This window comes from Pseudomonas sp. WS 5503 (assembly GCF_012985385.1).
Classification (GTDB): Bacteria; Pseudomonadota; Gammaproteobacteria; order Pseudomonadales; family Pseudomonadaceae; genus Aquipseudomonas; species Aquipseudomonas paracarnis.
The window spans coordinates 223,368-241,517 of record NZ_JAAQWI010000007.1 but is presented as its reverse complement, the minus strand read 5'-3'; the positions used below and the strand labels follow the sequence as shown (position 1 = coordinate 241,517).

The 18,150-nt window shown below is 62.8% G+C and carries 18 protein-coding genes; 8 read left to right on the top strand and 10 right to left on the bottom strand.

Features of this window, described 5'->3' with window-relative positions; all coding sequences use genetic code 11:
• Positions 1-99 precede the first annotated feature (99 nt).
• The 4 genes from HBO10_RS19075 to HBO10_RS19060 all read left to right on the top strand — a co-directional run bounded on the left by HBO10_RS19075 (position 100) and on the right by HBO10_RS19060 (position 5,863).
• Complete coding sequence (locus HBO10_RS19075) at positions 100-1,263, top strand: isovaleryl-CoA dehydrogenase (protein ID WP_034127918.1); 1,164 nt, start codon at positions 100-102, stop codon at positions 1,261-1,263.
• Positions 1,264-1,368: 105 nt separating this feature from the next.
• The gene (locus tag HBO10_RS19070) at positions 1,369-2,973 is read left to right on the top strand and encodes a carboxyl transferase domain-containing protein (RefSeq protein ID WP_034127919.1); all 1,605 of its coding nucleotides are present in this window, start codon (positions 1,369-1,371) and stop codon (positions 2,971-2,973) included.
• A gap of 161 nt (positions 2,974-3,134) precedes the next feature.
• Entirely contained in the window at positions 3,135-3,941 is an 807-nt protein-coding gene (locus HBO10_RS19065) for a gamma-carboxygeranoyl-CoA hydratase (RefSeq protein WP_034127920.1), read from the top strand.
• Positions 3,938-5,863, top strand: a complete 1,926-nt coding sequence (locus tag HBO10_RS19060; RefSeq protein ID WP_034127921.1) for an acetyl/propionyl/methylcrotonyl-CoA carboxylase subunit alpha — start codon at positions 3,938-3,940, stop codon at positions 5,861-5,863. The genes HBO10_RS19065 and HBO10_RS19060 overlap by 4 nt, the downstream gene beginning before the upstream one ends.
• On the opposite strand, the gene HBO10_RS19055 is transcribed toward HBO10_RS19060, so the two are convergent.
• Complete coding sequence (locus HBO10_RS19055) at positions 5,860-6,495, bottom strand: S24 family peptidase (RefSeq protein WP_034127922.1); 636 nt, start codon at positions 6,493-6,495, stop codon at positions 5,860-5,862. The genes HBO10_RS19060 and HBO10_RS19055 overlap by 4 nt on opposite strands.
• 130 nt (positions 6,496-6,625) lie before the next feature.
• Here HBO10_RS19055 and HBO10_RS19050 point away from each other — a divergent pair, with 130 nt between their 5' ends.
• On the top strand, positions 6,626-6,967 hold the full coding sequence (locus HBO10_RS19050) for a DUF3077 domain-containing protein (protein WP_230633860.1): 342 nt from the start codon (positions 6,626-6,628) through the stop codon (positions 6,965-6,967).
• Between the two features lie 464 nt (positions 6,968-7,431).
• Positions 7,432-8,583, top strand: a complete 1,152-nt coding sequence (locus HBO10_RS19045) for a M14-type cytosolic carboxypeptidase (RefSeq protein WP_034127923.1) — start codon at positions 7,432-7,434, stop codon at positions 8,581-8,583.
• Positions 8,584-8,740: 157 nt separating this feature from the next.
• Here the strand turns inward: HBO10_RS19045 and HBO10_RS19040 are convergent, their stop codons facing one another.
• On the bottom strand, positions 8,741-9,280 hold the full coding sequence (locus HBO10_RS19040) for a cytochrome b (RefSeq protein WP_032896571.1): 540 nt from the start codon (positions 9,278-9,280) through the stop codon (positions 8,741-8,743).
• The gene (locus HBO10_RS19035; RefSeq protein ID WP_034127924.1) at positions 9,277-10,359 is read right to left on the bottom strand and encodes a catalase family peroxidase; all 1,083 of its coding nucleotides are present in this window, start codon (positions 10,357-10,359) and stop codon (positions 9,277-9,279) included. Before HBO10_RS19035 ends, HBO10_RS19040 begins: the two co-directional genes overlap by 4 nt.
• Positions 10,360-10,526: 167 nt before the next feature.
• On the opposite strand from HBO10_RS19035, the gene HBO10_RS19030 reads away from it, so the two are divergent.
• Both HBO10_RS19030 and HBO10_RS19025 read left to right on the top strand, forming a co-directional pair.
• Positions 10,527-11,033: a sigma-70 family RNA polymerase sigma factor gene (locus HBO10_RS19030; protein ID WP_034127925.1), complete on the top strand. Its 507-nt coding sequence runs from the start codon at positions 10,527-10,529 to the stop codon at positions 11,031-11,033.
• The gene (locus HBO10_RS19025; protein WP_034127926.1) at positions 11,030-11,767 is read left to right on the top strand and encodes an anti-sigma factor; all 738 of its coding nucleotides are present in this window, start codon (positions 11,030-11,032) and stop codon (positions 11,765-11,767) included. The genes HBO10_RS19030 and HBO10_RS19025 overlap by 4 nt, the downstream gene beginning before the upstream one ends.
• On the opposite strand, the gene HBO10_RS19020 is transcribed toward HBO10_RS19025, so the two are convergent.
• The 7 genes from HBO10_RS19020 to HBO10_RS18990 form a co-directional block, all read right to left on the bottom strand.
• Positions 11,764-12,765: a spore coat U domain-containing protein gene (locus HBO10_RS19020; RefSeq protein ID WP_169922053.1), complete on the bottom strand. Its 1,002-nt coding sequence runs from the start codon at positions 12,763-12,765 to the stop codon at positions 11,764-11,766. The genes HBO10_RS19025 and HBO10_RS19020 overlap by 4 nt on opposite strands.
• Positions 12,762-15,110: a fimbria/pilus outer membrane usher protein gene (locus HBO10_RS19015; RefSeq protein WP_034127928.1), complete on the bottom strand. Its 2,349-nt coding sequence runs from the start codon at positions 15,108-15,110 to the stop codon at positions 12,762-12,764. Before HBO10_RS19015 ends, HBO10_RS19020 begins: the two co-directional genes overlap by 4 nt.
• Before the next feature lie 72 nt (positions 15,111-15,182).
• Positions 15,183-15,971 (bottom strand): molecular chaperone, encoded by a 789-nt coding sequence (locus tag HBO10_RS19010; RefSeq protein WP_014718967.1) that lies wholly within the window; start codon positions 15,969-15,971, stop codon positions 15,183-15,185.
• Positions 15,972-15,996: 25 nt separating this feature from the next.
• A complete protein-coding gene (locus HBO10_RS19005) occupies positions 15,997-16,485 on the bottom strand; it encodes a spore coat U domain-containing protein (protein WP_034127929.1) in 489 nt (162 codons plus the stop codon).
• 2 nt (positions 16,486-16,487) lie between these two features.
• Positions 16,488-17,030: a spore coat protein U domain-containing protein gene (locus HBO10_RS19000; RefSeq protein ID WP_003192220.1), complete on the bottom strand. Its 543-nt coding sequence runs from the start codon at positions 17,028-17,030 to the stop codon at positions 16,488-16,490.
• 18 nt (positions 17,031-17,048) lie between these two features.
• Entirely contained in the window at positions 17,049-17,594 is a 546-nt protein-coding gene (locus tag HBO10_RS18995) for a spore coat protein U domain-containing protein (RefSeq protein ID WP_034127930.1), read from the bottom strand.
• Complete coding sequence (locus HBO10_RS18990) at positions 17,588-18,079, bottom strand: spore coat U domain-containing protein (protein WP_089042333.1); 492 nt, start codon at positions 18,077-18,079, stop codon at positions 17,588-17,590. Before HBO10_RS18990 ends, HBO10_RS18995 begins: the two co-directional genes overlap by 7 nt.
• Between the last annotated feature and the right edge of the window lie 71 nt (positions 18,080-18,150).

Sequence of the window (18,150 nt, the reverse complement as noted above, 5' to 3'; positions counted from 1 at the left end):
GACAGCGCCGCAACGCAAGCTTACGTTAACGTAAAGGTGAGCGCCCTCCTCCCGCGCCCTGCCCACACAACAACAAAGCTCACATTAAGGTGCCTGTCCATGAGTTACCCGTCCCTGAACTTCGCCCTCGGCGAGACCATCGACATGCTGCGCGACCAGGTGCAGTCCTTCGTGGCCAAGGAGATCGCACCGCGCGCGGCCCAGATCGACATCGACAACCTGTTCCCCGCCGACCTGTGGCGCAAGTTCGGCGACATGGGCCTGCTGGGCATCACCGTGCCCGAGGAATACGGCGGTGCCGGCCTCGGTTACCTGGCCCATGTGGTGAGCATGGAAGAAATCAGCCGTGGCTCGGCCTCGGTGGCGTTGTCCTACGGGGCGCACTCCAACCTGTGCGTCAACCAGATCAACCGCAACGGCAACCACGCACAAAAACTCAAGTACCTGCCCAAGCTGATCAGCGGCGAGCACATCGGCGCCCTGGCCATGAGCGAGCCGAATGCCGGCTCCGACGTAGTGTCGATGAAACTGCGCGCCGACAAGCGCGACGACCATTACGTACTCAATGGCAGCAAGACCTGGATCACCAACGGCCCGGACGCCAACACCTATGTGATCTACGCCAAGACCGACCTGGAAAAAGGCCCTCACGGCATCACCGCCTTCATCGTCGAGCGCGACTGGAAAGGCTTCAGCCGCAGCAATAAATTCGACAAGCTGGGCATGCGCGGCTCCAACACCTGCGAGCTGTTTTTCGACGACGTCGAGGTGCCCGAAGAAAACATCCTCGGCGTACTCAATGGCGGCGTGAAAGTGTTGATGAGCGGCCTGGACTACGAGCGCGTGGTGCTTTCCGGTGGCCCTACCGGGATCATGCAGGCATGCATGGACTTGATCGTGCCCTACATCCACGACCGCAAGCAGTTCGGCCAGAGCATCGGCGAATTCCAGTTGATCCAGGGCAAGGTCGCCGATATGTACACCCAGCTCAACGCCAGCCGCGCTTACCTCTACGCGGTGGCCCAGGCGTGTGAACGCGGCGAGACCACGCGCAAGGACGCTGCGGGCGTGATCCTCTACAGCGCCGAGCGCGCCACGCAAATGGCCCTGGATGCAATCCAGATTCTGGGCGGCAATGGCTATATCAATGAATTCCCCGCCGGGCGCCTGCTGCGTGACGCCAAGCTCTACGAAATTGGTGCGGGCACCAGTGAGATTCGGCGGATGTTGATCGGTCGCGAACTGTTCAACGAAACGAAATAAATTTCGCAGCTGCAAGGGGCAAGCTACAAGCCGCAAGTAAAGAGCGTCGTTCTCTTACAGCTTGAAACTTGTAGCTTGTAGCTTGCCGCGCTTACGGAGTAAGCCATGCTCTTACACACCCAGCTCAACCCGCGCTCGGCGGAATTCGCCGCCAACCACGCGGCGATGCTTGAACAGGTCGACGCCCTGCACAGCCTGCTAGCCCACGTCCATCAAGGTGGCGGCGCCAAGGCCCAGGAACGCCACACGTCACGCGGCAAGCTGTTGCCCCGCGAGCGTATCAACCGTCTGCTCGATCCGGGTTCGCCGTTTCTCGAGCTGAGCCAACTGGCCGCCCACCAGGTGTATGGCGAAGACGTCCCGGCTGCCGGGGTGATTGCCGGCATCGGCCGGGTGGAAGGCGTCGAATGCATGATTGTGGCCAACGATGCCACGGTCAAAGGCGGCTCCTATTACCCGCTGACCGTTAAAAAACACCTGCGCGCCCAGACCATCGCCGAGCAGAACCGCCTGCCGTGTATCTACCTGGTGGACTCCGGTGGCGCCAACCTGCCGCGCCAGGACGAGGTGTTCCCCGACCGTGAGCACTTCGGGCGGATCTTCTTCAACCAGGCCAATATGAGCGCCCAGGGCATTCCCCAGATTGCCGTGGTGATGGGCTCATGCACCGCCGGCGGCGCCTACGTGCCGGCCATGGCCGACGAAGCGATCATGGTGCGCCAGCAAGCCACCATTTTCCTTGCCGGCCCGCCGCTGGTGAAGGCCGCCACCGGTGAAGTGGTGAGCGCCGAAGACCTGGGCGGTGCCGATGTGCACTGCAAGGTCTCGGGCGTGGCCGACCACTATGCCGACAGCGATGAGCACGCCCTGGCGCTGGCACGGCGCAGCGTGGCCAACCTCAATTGGCGCAAGCAGGGTGAGCTGCTGCAACGCTCGCCGGTGGCGCCGCTGTACAGCAGCGAAGAGTTGTACGGCGTGATCCCGGCGGATGCCAAGCAACCCTTTGATGTGCGCGAAGTCATCGCACGGCTGGTGGACGGCTCGGTGTTCGATGAGTTCAAGGCCCTGTTCGGCACGACCCTGGTGTGCGGCTTTGCGCACTTGCATGGCTACCCGATAGCGATCCTGGCCAACAACGGCATCCTCTTCGCCGAAGCCGCGCAAAAAGGCGCGCACTTTATCGAACTGGCCTGCCAGCGCGGGATTCCGCTGCTGTTCCTGCAAAACATCACCGGCTTCATGGTCGGCCAGAAGTACGAAGCCGGCGGCATTGCCAAGCACGGCGCCAAGCTGGTCACCGCCGTGGCGTGCGCCAAGGTGCCGAAATTCACCGTGATCATCGGTGGCAGCTTTGGTGCGGGTAACTATGGGATGTGTGGCCGCGCCTACGACCCGCGCTTTTTGTGGATGTGGCCCAACGCACGCATCGGCGTGATGGGGGCCGAACAGGCCGCCGGGGTGTTGGCGCAGGTCAAGCGCGAACAGGCTGAGCGCGCCGGCAACGGTTTCAGTGCCGAGGAGGAAGCCGCGATCAAGCAGCCGATCCTCGACCAGTATGAAACCCAGGGCCATCCCTACTACTCCAGCGCGCGCTTGTGGGATGACGGCGTGATCGACCCGCTGCAGACCCGTGACGTGCTGGCCCTGGCCTTGTCCGCCGCCCTGAACGCCCCCATCGAGCCGAGCCGCTTCGGCGTGTTCCGCATGTAACCTGTAGGAGCGCGCCTGTTGTGGCGAGGGAGCTTGCTCCCGCTGACTGCGCAGCAGTCCCGGCTTTTTTGGGGGCGCTGCGCACCCCAGCGCAAGCAAACTTGCTCGCCACAACAAGCTCGCTCCTACAGGAGGCCTCTCATTATTATGGAGCTCCTTGCATGAGCGACTTCAACACCCTCGAACTGATCACTGACCGCCGTGGCTTTGCCACGCTGTGGCTCAGCCGCGAAGCCAAGAACAACGCGTTCAACGCCGAGATGATCCGCGAATTGATCCTGGCTCTTGACCGCGTACAAGGCGACCCGTCCCTGCGCTTCCTGGTACTGCGCGGGCGTGGCAAGCACTTCAGCGCGGGTGCCGACCTGGCCTGGATGCAGCAATCGGCCGAGCTGGACTACCACACCAACCTGGACGACGCCCGGGAACTGGCAGAGCTGATGTACAACCTGTCCAAACTGAAAATCCCCACGCTGGCGGTGGTGCAAGGTGCGGCCTACGGGGGCGCGCTGGGCCTGATCAGCTGCTGTGACATGGCCATCGGTGCCGACGACGCGCAGTTCTGCCTGTCGGAAGTGCGTATCGGCCTGGCGCCGGCGGTGATCAGCCCGTTCGTGGTGCAGGCCATCGGCGAACGCGCTGCCCGTCGTTATGCACTCACAGCCGAGCGGTTCGGCGGCCAACGCGCACGGGAGATCGGCTTGCTGGCGGAAAGTTATCCTGCCGAGAGCCTGGATCAACAGGTGGACCAGTGGGTCACCAACCTGCTGCAAAACAGCCCGGCGGCCATGCGTGCCAGTAAGGATTTGCTGCGCGAAGTGGGCAACGGTGCCCTCACCCCCGCGCTGCGCCGCTATTGCGAAAACGCCATTGCGCGCATCCGGGTGAGCGCCGAGGGCCAGGAAGGTTTGCGTGCATTTCTGCAAAAACGTGCGCCAAGTTGGCAAACCCAGGAGCCGCGTTCATGAGCACACTTACCACCGTTCTGGTGGCCAACCGTGGCGAGATCGCCTGCCGGGTCATGCGTACCGCCAAGGCCATGGGGTTGACCACTGTGGCTGTGCACAGCGCCATCGACCGCGATGCCCGCCATAGCCGTGAAGCCGATATCCGCGTCGACCTGGGCGGCAGCAAAGCCACCGACAGTTACCTGCAAATCGACAAGCTGATTGCCGCCGCCCACGCCAGCGGCGCCCAGGCGATTCACCCCGGCTACGGCTTCCTCTCGGAAAACGCCAGCTTCGCCCGGGCCATCGAGGCGGCAGGCTTGATCTTCCTCGGCCCGCCCGCCTCGGCAATCGACGCCATGGGCAGCAAATCCGCGGCCAAGGCCTTGATGGAAACGGCTGGCGTACCCCTTGTGCCGGGTTATCACGGCGAGGCCCAGGACCTGGAGACCTTCCGCGCCGCCTGTGAGCGTATCGGCTACCCGGTGCTGCTCAAGGCAACGGCGGGTGGCGGTGGCAAGGGTATGAAGGTGGTCGAGGACGTCAGCCAACTGGCCGAAGCCCTGGCCTCCGCCCAGCGTGAGGCGCTGTCGTCGTTCGGCAACGGGCAGATGCTGGTGGAGAAATACCTGCTCAAGCCGCGGCATGTCGAGATCCAAGTGTTTGCCGACCAGCAAGGTCATTGCCTGTACCTCAATGAGCGCGACTGCTCGATCCAGCGGCGCCATCAGAAAGTCGTGGAAGAAGCCCCGGCACCCGGCTTGAGTGGCGAGCAGCGCCGGGCCATGGGCGAAGCGGCCGTGCGCGCTGCCCAGGCCATCGGGTATGTCGGCGCAGGTACGGTGGAGTTTTTGCTGGATGCCCGTGGCGAGTTTTTCTTCATGGAGATGAACACGCGGCTGCAAGTCGAGCATCCGGTGACCGAAGCGATTACCGGCCTCGACCTGGTGGCCTGGCAGATCCGGGTTGCCCAGGGCGAGGCGCTGCCGATCACGCAAGAGCAGGTCGCGTTGAACGGTCATGCAATTGAAGTGCGGCTATATGCCGAAGACCCGGCCAATGACTTTCTGCCGGCCACCGGGCACCTGGCGCTGTACCGCGAGTCCAGCCCAGGCCCTGGACGCCGGGTGGATAGCGGCGTCGAGCAAGGCGACAGCGTGTCGCCCTTCTACGACCCGATGCTCGGCAAGTTGATTGCCTGGGGTGAAGACCGCGAACAGGCGCGCCTGCGCTTATTAAGCATGCTGGATGAGTTTGCGGTCGGCGGGCTCAAGACCAACCTGGGCTTTTTGCGGCGCATCATCGGACACCCTGCGTTTGCCGCGGCCGAGTTGGATACCGGGTTTATCCCGCGCTATCAGGGTGAGCTGTTGCCGACGCCAGGAGCCTTGAGCGATGAGTTCTGGCAAGCGGCGGGCTCGGCGTTTATGCAGAGCTTGCCGGTGGGTGACGGGCCTTGGGCAAGTCACCAGGGCTTTCGCGCGGGCCTGCCTGCCGAGGTGTCGCTGCACCTGAGCTGCAATGGGCAGGATCGGTTGGTGACACTGACCGGGCAACCGTCTCAGTTATGCGGCGAACAGTTGCTGACTGAACATCTGGGCGTGCGCCGTGCTCACCTGGCGGTTCGCAGTGAAGGCAGCCTGTACCTGCGTTGGGAAGGCGAGATGCATGCCGTCAGCCTGTTCGACCCGATTGCGGCGGTCGAGGCCAATCAATCCCATCAGGGCGGCCTCACCGCCCCCATGAACGGCAGCATCGTGCGGGTGCTCGTGGAGGTGGGCCAAACCGTTGAGGCTGGTACTCAACTGGTGGTGCTCGAAGCCATGAAGATGGAACACAGCATCCGTGCGCCCCACGCCGGGGTGGTCAAGGCGCTGTTCTGCCAGGAAGGTGAAATGGTAGCCGAAGGCAGCGCGCTGGTGGAGCTGGAAACGGCCGACTAGAACTTCGCCGTGGCTTGCACCACCACACCCAGGAGGCGGCAGCCGTCGGTGAGCAGCACCTTGGGGTAAGTGGGGTTGAGCGGCACCAGGTAGTGCTGGCCGCTTTCTTCCCGCAATTGGCGAAAGGTGGCCTGGGCGTTACCGACCCATTGGGCCACCACCAGCCTGCCGGGCTCGGGTGCGATGGCCGGGTCAACCAGGATCATCATGCCAGCCGCAATGCTCATGCCCGTGGGGGCGGTCATGGCGTCTCCCGTCACCGGCAACCAGAATGCCTCGCCTCGGGCGTGGTAATCGGTCAATTCGTAGCGCTCGGCTCTATAAGGCGCACGCTCCTCACGCAGCTCGCAGGCCTGCTTCCAGTCGCTGACCGGGTAGCGGAAATACGGATTGTAGTGGGGGTCCAGTTCCGGCACTTGCGCGGCCCGTTCACGAATCTCCAGCGCCACCTCCAAATACCCCAACCCCAATTCGGCGAGCACACGGTTCATGTCTGCCAGGCTCGGCACACGGCGTTTATTGAGCCAATGGCCGACGCCGCCCTGGGACATGCCCAGGCGCCGCGCCAGTTCATCCTGCGTGACCTTGCGGTCTTTCATGTTGGCCTTGACCAACGCTATCCAGTTATCCATGGCGCATCACAATACGGCGCCCATTTTTGCGGGCAATAAACAGTTTGTAGTAATCCATAAAACGACATGAATACGATACGTACTATCATCAAGCCCAAGGATTTCGACACCCACCGGAGTATTGCCGCTTATGACGACCCGCACGCACCCAACGCCCGAACTGACTGAAGTAAACGACATGTGCAACAGTGGCGCGGCCCAGCGCGCACTGGACTACTACTTGAAAGAAAATCGGTCGACGCCGGATTCGGACGGGGCCATGTTCGCGATCAAACCCGAAGTCAGCCAGGAGGAGGCCCTGATACACGCCTCGGACCTGTTGCGCAGTGCAGCGGCAACCGCCTACGAGTCGGCGTGCAGCCATCAGGGCAACCAGCGCGACCTGGCGTTTTCGGTGGTGTATTTGATCGATATGGCGAAGGCGATGGTGGAGCGGTCGTTGCAAGCGCCAAAAGCGGCGGCAAACGCTTAGCAGGTATGAAAGAAAAATATTTCTATCCCACGGATAAAAACATTTGACTTGCAAATGATAATGATTATTATTGGGCTCAGCTGATCGCGAGATCAGTCGATAGACCAAGAGACCTTAGGTCGGACTCTTGGAATATCTCCTCATCAGGCTAATCACGGTTTTTGACCCGGCTCTTTGGCCGGGTCTTTTTTTTGCCAGTTTTCCTGGCATGGCTTCAGGCTAATGAAGACTGTGTGTTGCTTGATGGCGCGCATGGTAGCAAAAGACTATCGCCCAAAGAAAGTCGTCCGAGTGCTCTAGCGCGTATCTCTGCGAATTAGCGCTTGAGAATCAATCTCATAGACTCTAAGCTGCGGCGGCGTCACGGATGACGCCCCCTCCCCTGCAACAATTTTTGCATCCAGGTTTTACCGAACGCCTGTGTAAGATAGCCGCCACATCACTCATATTCAGGCAACCAGACTATGACCGTGGCCTTGACCTCCATCAAGATCAGCACCGACTTCGACAGCGGCAACATCCAGGTCCTGGATGCCAGCGACGCTTATCAGTTGTTGCTGGCAATCAAACCCGACACCCGCAGCGATCACTACCAATGGTTCCACTTCAAGGCCGAAGGCATGCACGTGGGGCACACCCATACCTTTCGCTTGAGCAACGCAGGGCGCTCGTCCTACAAGCATGCCTGGAGCGGCTACAACGCCGTGGCGTCCTACGACCATATCAACTGGTTCCGGGTACCGACGCGCTTTGATGGCGAGATCCTGCACATCAACCTCCAGACCCGGGAAAAGCACGCCTGGTTTGCCTACTTCGAGCCCTATAGCCGTGAACGCCACGACTGGCTGATCGAGCAAGCCCTGAAGTACGCCGGGGTCACCCTGCTGGCCACCGGCAAGAGCGCTGAAGGCCGCGATATTCAACTGCTGCGCCGAGGCAAAGGAATCGAGGGCCGGCGTAAGGTGTGGATCATCGCCCAGCAGCACCCCGGTGAGCACATGGCAGAATGGTTTATGGAGGGCGTGATTGAGCGCCTGCAAAAGGACGGCGACGACGAACTGAAAAAACTACTGGCCGTCGCCGATCTGTACCTGGTACCAAACATGAACCCGGATGGCGCCTTCCACGGCCACCTGCGCACCAACGCCATGGGCCAGGACCTGAACCGCGCTTGGCAGAGCGCCAGCCACGAACTCAGCCCCGAAGTCCTGTTCGTCCAGCAACAGATGGAAAAGTACGGCGTGGATATGTTCCTCGACATCCACGGCGATGAAGAAATCCCCTACGTGTTCACCGCCGGTTGCGAAGGCAACCCTGGCTACACCCCGCGTATCGAAGCCCTGGAAAAACACTTCCGCAGCCATTTGAGCCACCTGACACGAGACTTCCAGACCACCCACGGCTACACCCGCGACCTGCCCGGCCAAGCCAACATGACCCTGGCCTGCAACGCGGTAGGAGAAAAATACGACTGCCTGTCCCTGACCCTGGAAATGCCCTTCAAGGACAACGACGACGCGCCCAACCTGCGAACTGGCTGGTCAGGCGATCGTTCAAAACAGTTGGGCAAGGACGTGTTGAGCAGCGTCGCTGATATCGTCGGGCGTTTGCGCTAACCCCCGAGGCGAGCTCTTTGTGGCGAGCGAGCTTGCTCGCGCTGGGCCGCATAGCGGCCCCATGAAAATCACTGCCGGATCACCTGACACACCGAGCAGGCTGTTTTGGGGCTGCTTCGCCGCCCAGCGCGAGCAAGCTCGCTCGCCACAAGAGCGGTCAATCCTTGCTGCCGGTCATGCTTTGCAAGACACCATCGCGGCGGATCAAACCGTGGAACAACGCGGCCGCCAGATGCACCAGCACGGTGAGAAACAGCAGATAGGCCAGGTAGCCGTGGGCCTTGCGCAACAGCGCGAACAACGGCGCATTCGCCCCCACCAGTGCGGGCAGTTGCAGGTTACTGCTGAGCATCACCGGGTCGCCAGCCGCTGAAATCATCGCCCAACCCAGCAGCGGCAACACCAGCATCAACGCGTACAACAGCACATGGGAAGCCTTGGCTGCGAGCCTTTGCCACACCGGTAAATCCGCTGGCAACGGCGGTTGGCGCGTCGAGAAACGCACCGCCAGGCGCACGATCACCAGCGCCAGAATCGCAATGCCCAGCGGCTTGTGCAGGTGGATCAGCCACTCATGGCGCTCCGACACCGACGCCGCCAGACCCGCGCCGATAAACAGCATGGCGATGATCATCAACGCCATCAGCCAGTGCAGCACGCGCGCCAGGGGCGCAAAGAACCGTGGTTGAGCATTCATGGCTTCGACTCCTGAGGGGCGCTGTGCAACGGGCTGACTTCCCCGGCGCGGCGCAGGTACGAACTGGCATACGCGGCCGAACGGGCGGCCAGCAAGGGGTCGTTGGAGGCTTGGATACCACTGGGCAGAATCAGCGGGTCAAAGTTGATATCGCGGCAATCACCGTCTGCCTGGGGCTGGCTGCTTTGCAGCACCAACGTGCCGGCGTTGAGGACCTTGTGCGCGCCGGTCCAGGTCTTGCTTGCGTCGTCCAGCGGGTCGCCGGGGTTGGCCAGGGTCATGTTCAACTGCCAACGCAACGGCCCGGCGGCCAGGCGTCGCACCAAGTCCTGCTCGAGGAAGTCACTGCCAGCAGGTGCGGTATCACCCGCCGCGTCCTGGCTCTGGGGCACCACCTCCCAACGCACGGCCTGGCGCGTACCATCGGCAGCCACCAGGTAAAACGCGTTGATGCCGTTATAGGTTTCAGTCGCATAACTGGCCGATGGCTTGGCGGTCTTGACCCAGGCCAGGAATGGCGCGGTCTCCGGGTGTGCGGCAAAAAAAGCCGGCATGCTCGACGGGTTCGGCTTGCCAGTGGCCGGGTCTGGCGCGCCGGCCTTGAGCAACTGGTAGAACGCCTCGGGCGTGCCCACCGGGAACACCGGCATGCTGTTCATCCCCGTACGCCATTGCTGGCCGTTGGCTTGGCTGAACTGCACGGCGAAACTGCGAATCGGCACACTGCTGTCCGGCGCGTAGGGGTTGCCGCTGGGCAAGGCAAAGCGGCCGATGATCGGAGTCTTGGCCTCGCTGAACACCTGGGCGTTGGAATAGGCACGGGCCTCGGTACTACTCTGGAAATAACCCGCCACGCATACGCCCTTGGCATGGTTACGGCGAAAGCCCGGATGCACGCCGTTATTGGTTTCCAGAGCATTGACCAAGGTTTTTGGCCGCAGGCGTTGTGGGTCGAGCGTGCCATTGACGTAGGCAAATGCCCCGGCAACAACCGCAACCACGGCACCGATGCCGGCAAGTCGTGCGATCAGGCTCGCAGTGCTCAAGGGAGGACGGGGGGGTGATGAGTGATCTACCATGCAGGAACTCCAGGGCCAGAGGCCTCAGGCTGAAACATAAGGTCGGAGCATTAAGACGAACGCCGATTGGCTCTATTCCAAGGCCCTGGATTTATTTTGCGGGACGGGGAATAACCTTCAACGCCGGACGTCTCTCTAGTCCCAGCGTAGTGATCAGCCAGACACCCATGCATGAACTCGACGAACAGTTACGCGAACTCATCCCCAGGTTGCGGCGTTTTGCCGTGTCCCTGACGCGCAACAGCAGCAGCGCCGATGACCTGGTGCAATCGACCCTGGAACGCGCGATCGTCGCCTGGGCCGATAAACGTATCGAGGGCGATCTGCGCGCCTGGCTGTTTTCGATCCTCTACCGGCAGTTCCTCGACGCCCACCGCCGCAACCGCCGCTATGCGCGCATGCTCGAATTCTTCACCGGCCGCGATGACGTGCAACCTTCGGTGGAACGCACGGTGCTGGCCCAATCCACCCTGCAAGCCTTCGACCAGCTAAACACCGAACAGCGCGCCCTGTTGCTGTGGGTGTCCGTCGAGGGCTTGAGCTACAAGGAAGTGGCCGAGATCCTCAAGGTGCCCATCGGCACCGTGATGTCACGCCTGTCCCGCGCACGCCAAGCGCTGCGTCAACTCAGCGATGGCGAAATGACCGGCCCTGCCCTGCGGAGACTCAAATGATCAGCCTGCCCCCCAGCGAACGCGATTTACATGCCTACGTCGATCACCAATTGCTCGACACTGATCGCCGTGTGCTTGAAACCTGGCTGGCCAGCCACCCCGAAGTGGCGGCCCAGGTACAGGCCTGGCAACAGGATGCGCAGTTGCTGCGTGCGTCGTTGAGCGGCGCCCTGCAACAGCCGCACAACCCGGCATTGGACCCGGCGCTGATTCGCCAGCGCATCAAGAAACAGTCCCGTCGGCACCTGGCCACGGCGGCGTTGTTGCTGATCGCCGTGAGCCTCGGCGGGGTTGGCGGTTGGCACGCCCGTGAAGCCACCCAGCCGCCGCTGTTGCCGATGACCGACGCCATGCAGGCCTATCGCCTGTTTGCCCAGGACGGCATCATGCCCGCCGACTACAACGCCCAGGACCGCGGCACCATGCAGGCCTGGCTCGACCGTTATTTCAACCAGGCCCATCGCCTGCCCGACCTGAGCCAAGCCGGTTTCAAGCCGGTCAGCGGGCGCCTGCTCACCACCGACCAAGGCGCGGCAGCCATGGTGCTGTACCAGGACGCCCAAGGCCGGCGCATCAGCTTCTACATCCGCCCGCCGGGCCCGAACAACGGTTTCCTGCCTCGCGGCAGCCGCAGTGCCGATGGCTTGCAGGCCGACTACTGGTCGGGCGGCGGCTACAACTATGCGATGGTCAGCCCGGTGGATCAGGCCGCCGCGTTGCAGACGCCATTCTAGAAACCGACGTCCAGCACCACATTATCCAGATAGGTGCCAGCCGGTGGTGTGGGCTGGTCGGTGTAGACCTTGGCGTTGTAGTTGTACACCTGGCTGCCATTGCCCAAGCCGTTTCCGGGGTTGACCTCGGCCGTGGAGCTGGCCCGCCGCGCCGCGCCGACACTGCCCCAGCGCGTGGTGCCGGCACTTTTGAAAATGTCATAGGCCAGGTAATTGCCGCCGGAAACCATACGTCGCCGGCCGCCGACACTCACCGGGTTCTGGCCATCGCTCAAGCCCACGGTATAGGCGCTGCCCTTGGTGCAGGCGATGTTGATGGTCTGCCCGCTCACCGCGGTAAACCCACTGACCACCGGCGCGCTGCCGAAGCTGATATTCGGGGCGGTGATCTGGCAGTCGTTGGTCACGGTCATGCTGACGGTCAGGGACGCCGTGCCACTGCCAGTGTCACGTCCCAGGCAAATGCCGCCAAGGCCGATCCCCGAGCAATAGTTCCACACCCAGGCGATGCTCAATGTCTCGGTGTACACCCCGGCGGCGACGTTGCTGCCGGTGATGCTGCTCAGGTACAGCGGTACGGTTTTCGCGCCGGGCCCTGCGATCAGGCCAATGCTCTGGGCGATGCCGCCAGCGCCGCCGAAATCGAATTGGCTGCCACGGGTGATGGGATAGCTGGTGCTGTTGTTGCCATAAATCGTGTAGCTGATCACATCACCGGTCGGCCCGACCATGCCGCTCTGGGGCGAGGTGATCGTGGCGTAAAAGTGGTCGGTGGGCACCAGCAGCGATATCAGCGCCGAGGTGCAACTCAACCCTGAATTAGTCGTAGAGCTGGTTTGCGCGGCGGTGCGCACCGTCATCGAGCTGATTGAGCCGAAACTGGCCGGCACGGTGGACACCACCGAACACGCCGCCATCGCCTGCCCGCAAAACAACAAACCTACGCCATATAACCCCACGCTGCCCCTCACCTGAACACTCCCTGTTCGATGCCTCATTGGCACACTAATGGCCCGATCAAGGGCACATCCTGTTGCTGCTCATCAATATCAAATGTCGCCTGGCAGGTGCGGCCCTCACCGAGGGTGACCTGCAAGGTGTTGTGCGCGCTGAGGTTTTCCAGATACACCAGGCCATCCCAGCCGACCACCGCCTGGGTGTTGCTTTGCTCGTGCACTACCAGGCTGCCCAGCGGCAACTCCTGATGCTGGCGGTCCACCAGAGTGATGCTTGCAGCGAGCACCCGGCGCAGGGGGAATTCCAGCAAGTAACCGCTGCCACGGCGTACCGATACGCGCTGCTCAACATTGGGGCTTTGCACATTCGCCGGCAGGTTCAAGGGGTCGATCTCGTATTTGCCGCGGTAATAGGCACTGCTCCACGGCACCAGCAAATGGCCGTTGCGGTCGGTCTGGCCCACCAGCTGGTTTTCGTAGCGCACCGGAATCCCGGCAAAGCCTTGGGTGCTCACTACCACAAAGGCGTCATTGATGCGGTTGGCGGCAAAGGTTTCGCCGCCCATCCACACCAGCGAGCCGCTGGCATCGGCCCAGCGCGTCATGGCCTCACTGCTGCCGTACACGCCGGCCTGCAACTGCACCGACTGCAAGCGCCAGGTCAGGTCGGCCTGTCGATAGCTGGGGGCATCGCCCTGGGCATAGCCGAGGTTGTAGCCCACCCCGCCTTCGCTGGGCACCGCGCGGCTGTAGTTGATGCGCTGGCGACTGGCGCCATCCTTGCTGCGCTCGGTGCTCAAGGCCAGGCTGCCGTTGAGGTCGAACGGGATGACCAGTTGCGCCTGCATGGCCCAGTTACTGTCACCGATTTCGCGGTTGGCTGACAGATAAAAGCTGGTGTTGCGCCACAACGGTTTGCTCCAGCTCAGGTTGAGCAGGCGCGTGCGCGAGTCGTCCGCCGCCTGCACGTCGAAATAGCCCAGGCCCAGGCTACCGAAACGTTGGAGGTTGAGGCTCAGGGTCACCTGCTCGCTGCGCTTGCTGAGGCTGGCGTATGGGGTATCGACCAGGGTCAGGTCGGCGTAGTCGTCGCGACGTTCCACCCGTTGGTACATAAAGCTGTAGCGCGTGCTGTTGTACTGGTAACCAAGGCTCAGTTGCTGGCCCGTGCGGCTGTCGAACTGGCTCTGGCTGAGGGCGGTATTGAGCACGCCGAAGTTGCCCAGGCGCAGGTTGCCGCCGAGCCCGCCGAGGCTCAGGTCGCTGGAGGCTTCGGCATGGCTTTCCAGGGTCAGGTTATCGGAATAGCCATAGCGGAACGTGCCACTGGCCACGCCCGGTCCGTAGCCGAAGTCCCGTAGGGTGTAGTCACGGCGCAAGGTACCGGCGGCCAGCGAAAAGTCCGTCAAGCCTTGTTGCAGCAAAGTGCTGGTGACGTAGAACGGTACCGTGGTCGACACTTGGCGGCCCAAGGCATCGGTGGTGACCACCACGGCCTCGCCGGCACCGTTGATGAATGGGATGTTGGTCAGGGTGTAGGGGCCGGGTTGCAGTCGCGCGCTGTCGGATTTGTAGCCATTGATAAACAGGTCCACCGACGAGGGCACCGCCGCCTCACCGGCAAACTGCGGCAAGGGGTACGTGACCAGGTCGGGGCGCACGGCAAAATCCCGGGACAGTTGCACCCCGCCCAGGCGCACCGAGCTACTCCAGGGCAGCGCGCCACTGATCACGTCGCCGGCCTCGTAGGTCAGCAGGCGCTCATCGTCGGAAAAACGCCAGGTGGTGTCGTAACGTCGGTAATCATTGTCGAGGGTGCCGCCGCTGGTTCCATCGGACAGGGTCTGGCGCAGTTGCCCGGTGTTGGACAGAGTGCCCCAGGTATCGAACAGCCGTACTTCGTTCCAGGCCGCGAGGTAACTGCCGCCATCGTCGGTGTCATTGAAATACACGTCATAGTTGAGCAAGGCGCCGAAGCTGCTCATGGCCTGGGTACGCGGATAGGTATTGCGGTTGCCGATGAACTGTTCCTGCAGCCAGGAGGGCGGCACCTCCAGCAGAAGGCGCTGGCCGTTGCTGTCGTAGTCGCTGTGCAGGCCCGGCACTTGTTCCAGGGCCACACTGCCGACGGGCTCACCGGGCAGTTTCATGCCCACTTCCTGCAACGCGCTGGCCGGCACAAACAGCTGGCCGGCGCGCTGCTCGACCGCGATGACGCGGCCGGTGTCCATCTGGTTGACCACCAGTTCCAGAAACAGCTGTGCATCGGCAACTGCCTCCATGCTGCCGGGCGGCGGCGGCAGGTCGCCCGCCATCGCTGCGCCCCACAGCCCGCTTGCCACTGCCACCGACGGCCATAAAACCCGAGCCCAACCACGACTCACCATGGCGTTGTGTCCCTCAATGGACATCTCCATCCTGTTAAAACCCGGGCGTGTGCCCGTTGCGCTACATCACGGCTATCGCTTGGGCGCCAGGCTCTCCAGTTGCGGCGCGCCGTTGACCCGGACCTGCAACGGCTGGTCGGCCGATACGGCATCCGGCACCGGCCAGCGCATGCTCGCGCCCGGCAGCACATAGCCGAGCAAGCCGTCCACCAACGGCCGGGTCTGCCCGCCCTGTTTGAATGACGCATCGGTAAGCCGCGCATGCACAGCGCCCTGGTTGCGCACCTCGATGTAGTTGCGCCCTGCCACGTTGACCTTTTGCCAGCTCAACTGCGGCTTGCCCGCGCCCTTGGGGTCACGTTGGCGGGTGGCGTCGTCCTTGCTCCACAGGCCAGCGCCGTAGGCAAACAATGGCACCGAATAGCGCATCTGAAAGCGAATCGCCGCTGCCGTGTTCTTGCCCTCCGGCGGTGCTGGCACCTGCAGCGCCGAGGGGATTTCGTCAATGATGATGCGATAGGCCAACTCCTGCCCCGGCGGTACCTCCCGGGTGCGGGTCAGGCGCACCAGTTGCTTCTGGCCCGGCTCAATCTTGGCCACCGGCGGGCTGCCGATCACATCGCGCTGGTTCTGGTACTGCTCGTCGAAACCGTTCTGGCTCCAGGCAAACACGCGGATCTGCAGGTTGGCGGTCTCGGTGCCACGGTTCTCCAGCCACAGCGCGCTGGCCTGTTGGTCAGCCTCCAGCACCGGGTCGATGGGCCAGATCAGCACCGAACTGGCCGCCTGTACAAACCCCGCCGAGCACAACGCCCCCAAGGCGAAACCCGCGGTCCATAACCGTCGCAAAGCACAACCCATGACACCCCTCCTTAAACCGTTAGCCCTACCACGTCAGCTGCACCTGCAGCGTGTCGCTGTACGTCCCCCCAGGCTGATTGCCCGGTAAAACCACCCGCCCGTAAATCGGCAGGCTGATGTTGCTCGCATCGCTGTAGGTCACGCTGACGCTCTGGTTGATGCCCAGGTTCTGGCTGAACGCCGCATCGCGAAACAATTGGTAAGCCACCCGCGCGCTGCCACTGTTGAGCTGCAAATTGCGTCCGGTGCTGCTGTACAGGCCGCCATCCACGCTCATGCTCAGGGCCACGCCCGGCGTGCATTGCAGGGTTACGCCGCCAGTGAGAGCCGCTGTGACCGTACTGGTGGCAAGGGCCGAATAGCTGCCGTAGGCCAAGGTGCCGTAGTTGGCGCCGCCGCCCACGATCAGACAGCCCGGCGTGATGGTCGCACTCACCTGGAAGCTCTGGTTGACCACCGCCGACAGCGGCAACGGTATCGCCAGGCCGATGGCGAGCAACACCCTGGGCCACATCGTTAGAACGTCAGTTCCACGGCCACGGTGTCGGTGTAGGTGCCCGCCGGCAGGCCCGCTTTGCCCACCGCCCGGCCGTAAAGGTTGACGGTCTGCGCCACGCCGGTACTGGTGGCGAGTGTCACCACGCCGTCAATCGCCAATAGCGCTGAACGCCCGCTGTCAGTGTAGAAATCGTAAGGCACGAAGTTACCCACGCCATCGGCCAGCGCACGAGTACCACCGGGGGAAGCACCATCGTGGGCGCCGGCACGCACCTTGATCGTTGGCGCGGTGCCAGCCGAACACAGGATCGACAACGCGCCGCCGGTACCGGTGCCGCCGAGCAACTGGGCGTCGGCATTGGTAAACAGGCTGTTGGTGGTACCGAAGTTCAAGCTACCGAAATTCAGCCCGGTGGCCGCCCCGGAGCCGTTGACCTGGCAACTGGCGATCAAGGTCAGGCTGGAACTGATCTGCCCGGTCACCGTGGTCGCCGCGTTCAGGCTGGACGCCAGCCCCAGGCCCAGGGCGCAGAGGCCGATTCGCGATACAAGTACATGCATGATATCCATCCTCATGGTTTACCAATCCAGAGTCACCGTCAGGGTGTCTGTGTAGATGCCGGCCGGTAGGGCCCTGGTATTCGCCACCACGGAACCGAATACCGGGATCGGTACCTGGGTGCCCTGGGTCACGACGAAATTGCGTTGCTGGCCGATCCTGTAGGCACTGCGCCCCTGGGGATCCGCCGACAGTCGATAAGGAATGGTCTGGCGGCCATTGCTCAGGCGCCGCGTGGTGCCGTCGCCATTAGCGCCGCCGTCGATGGTCACCGTGAAACTACTGACCACCGAGGGGTTGCAGGACACCGACAGCGGCGCCTTGTCGGCATCGGAAATCGACGCGCCCAGCGTGTTGCTCCAGGTCGGCCCCTGGCTGCCGAAATCCATTAGCGCCGTGCCGCCCTCAGGCGTGACCGGCGCGGTTTCCACGTCTTTGCTCACTTCGCAACTGGCGGTGATCACCAAACGCGCGTGGACCTGGCCGTTGACCACCGCCGCCTGCGCGTCATCCGCCAGCAACAGCAGGCCGCCCAGGGCCGTCACGGCCAGGTAGCGGCTTACCATGTAACCGTGACCTTGAGCAGGTCGGAATAACGGCCGACAGCAGGAATGCCTTTGAGCGGTTCGATGCGGCCATACAGTGGCAGGTCGACAGAGCCGGTGTCCGGCACGCGGCCACTGATGGGCACGTCCACTGGCAAGGGGATCAGCCGCGCGGCGTCGGCATAGATTCGATAGGGGATGGGCCGACTGGAGGGCGCCGGATTGGCGAGATAACGTACTTCGCCGACGCCGCCATGCAGGCCGCCATCAACGCGCACTTGGTAAGGCGTGTCGGGGTTACATTCCAGGCGCGGCTGGCGTTGGCTGATCAGGGCCGCACTCAGGGGGCCGGCCGGGTCATCCAGACGCGGGCCGCTGCCGAAATCCAATACGCCAAGTTGCTCGATGCCTGCACTACGGGTGGTACCCACCAACTGGCAACCCCGCTGCACGTCGATGCGCACCTCCACCTGGAGTTGCGCAGCAAACACCGTGTTGCAGAGCATCGTGCCCATGACAGCCAATACCGCCGGTCCCTTCACAGCCCCAATTCCTTATACAGGGGTGACAACTGTGT

What these genes read in the sequence shown, in the direction of transcription:
- HBO10_RS19075 (WP_034127918.1), top strand. Translation starts at nt 100, where the DNA reads ATGAGTTACCCGTCCCTGAACTTCGCCCTCGGCGAGACCATCGACATG.
- HBO10_RS19070 (WP_034127919.1), top strand. Translation starts at nt 1,369, where the DNA reads ATGCTCTTACACACCCAGCTCAACCCGCGCTCGGCGGAATTCGCCGCC.
- HBO10_RS19065 (WP_034127920.1), top strand. Translation starts at nt 3,135, where the DNA reads ATGAGCGACTTCAACACCCTCGAACTGATCACTGACCGCCGTGGCTTT.
- HBO10_RS19060 (WP_034127921.1), top strand. Translation starts at nt 3,938, where the DNA reads ATGAGCACACTTACCACCGTTCTGGTGGCCAACCGTGGCGAGATCGCC.
- HBO10_RS19055 (WP_034127922.1), bottom strand. Translation starts at nt 6,495, where the DNA reads ATGGATAACTGGATAGCGTTGGTCAAGGCCAACATGAAAGACCGCAAG.
- HBO10_RS19050 (WP_230633860.1), top strand. Translation starts at nt 6,626, where the DNA reads ATGACGACCCGCACGCACCCAACGCCCGAACTGACTGAAGTAAACGAC.
- HBO10_RS19045 (WP_034127923.1), top strand. Translation starts at nt 7,432, where the DNA reads ATGACCGTGGCCTTGACCTCCATCAAGATCAGCACCGACTTCGACAGC.
- HBO10_RS19040 (WP_032896571.1), bottom strand. Translation starts at nt 9,280, where the DNA reads ATGAATGCTCAACCACGGTTCTTTGCGCCCCTGGCGCGCGTGCTGCAC.
- HBO10_RS19035 (WP_034127924.1), bottom strand. Translation starts at nt 10,359, where the DNA reads ATGGTAGATCACTCATCACCCCCCCGTCCTCCCTTGAGCACTGCGAGC.
- HBO10_RS19030 (WP_034127925.1), top strand. Translation starts at nt 10,527, where the DNA reads ATGCATGAACTCGACGAACAGTTACGCGAACTCATCCCCAGGTTGCGG.
- HBO10_RS19025 (WP_034127926.1), top strand. Translation starts at nt 11,030, where the DNA reads ATGATCAGCCTGCCCCCCAGCGAACGCGATTTACATGCCTACGTCGAT.
- HBO10_RS19020 (WP_169922053.1), bottom strand. Translation starts at nt 12,765, where the DNA reads ATGAGGCATCGAACAGGGAGTGTTCAGGTGAGGGGCAGCGTGGGGTTA.
- HBO10_RS19015 (WP_034127928.1), bottom strand. Translation starts at nt 15,110, where the DNA reads ATGGTGAGTCGTGGTTGGGCTCGGGTTTTATGGCCGTCGGTGGCAGTG.
- HBO10_RS19010 (WP_014718967.1), bottom strand. Translation starts at nt 15,971, where the DNA reads ATGGGTTGTGCTTTGCGACGGTTATGGACCGCGGGTTTCGCCTTGGGG.
- HBO10_RS19005 (WP_034127929.1), bottom strand. Translation starts at nt 16,485, where the DNA reads ATGTGGCCCAGGGTGTTGCTCGCCATCGGCCTGGCGATACCGTTGCCG.
- HBO10_RS19000 (WP_003192220.1), bottom strand. Translation starts at nt 17,030, where the DNA reads ATGCATGTACTTGTATCGCGAATCGGCCTCTGCGCCCTGGGCCTGGGG.
- HBO10_RS18995 (WP_034127930.1), bottom strand. Translation starts at nt 17,594, where the DNA reads ATGGTAAGCCGCTACCTGGCCGTGACGGCCCTGGGCGGCCTGCTGTTG.
- HBO10_RS18990 (WP_089042333.1), bottom strand. Translation starts at nt 18,079, where the DNA reads ATGCTCTGCAACACGGTGTTTGCTGCGCAACTCCAGGTGGAGGTGCGC.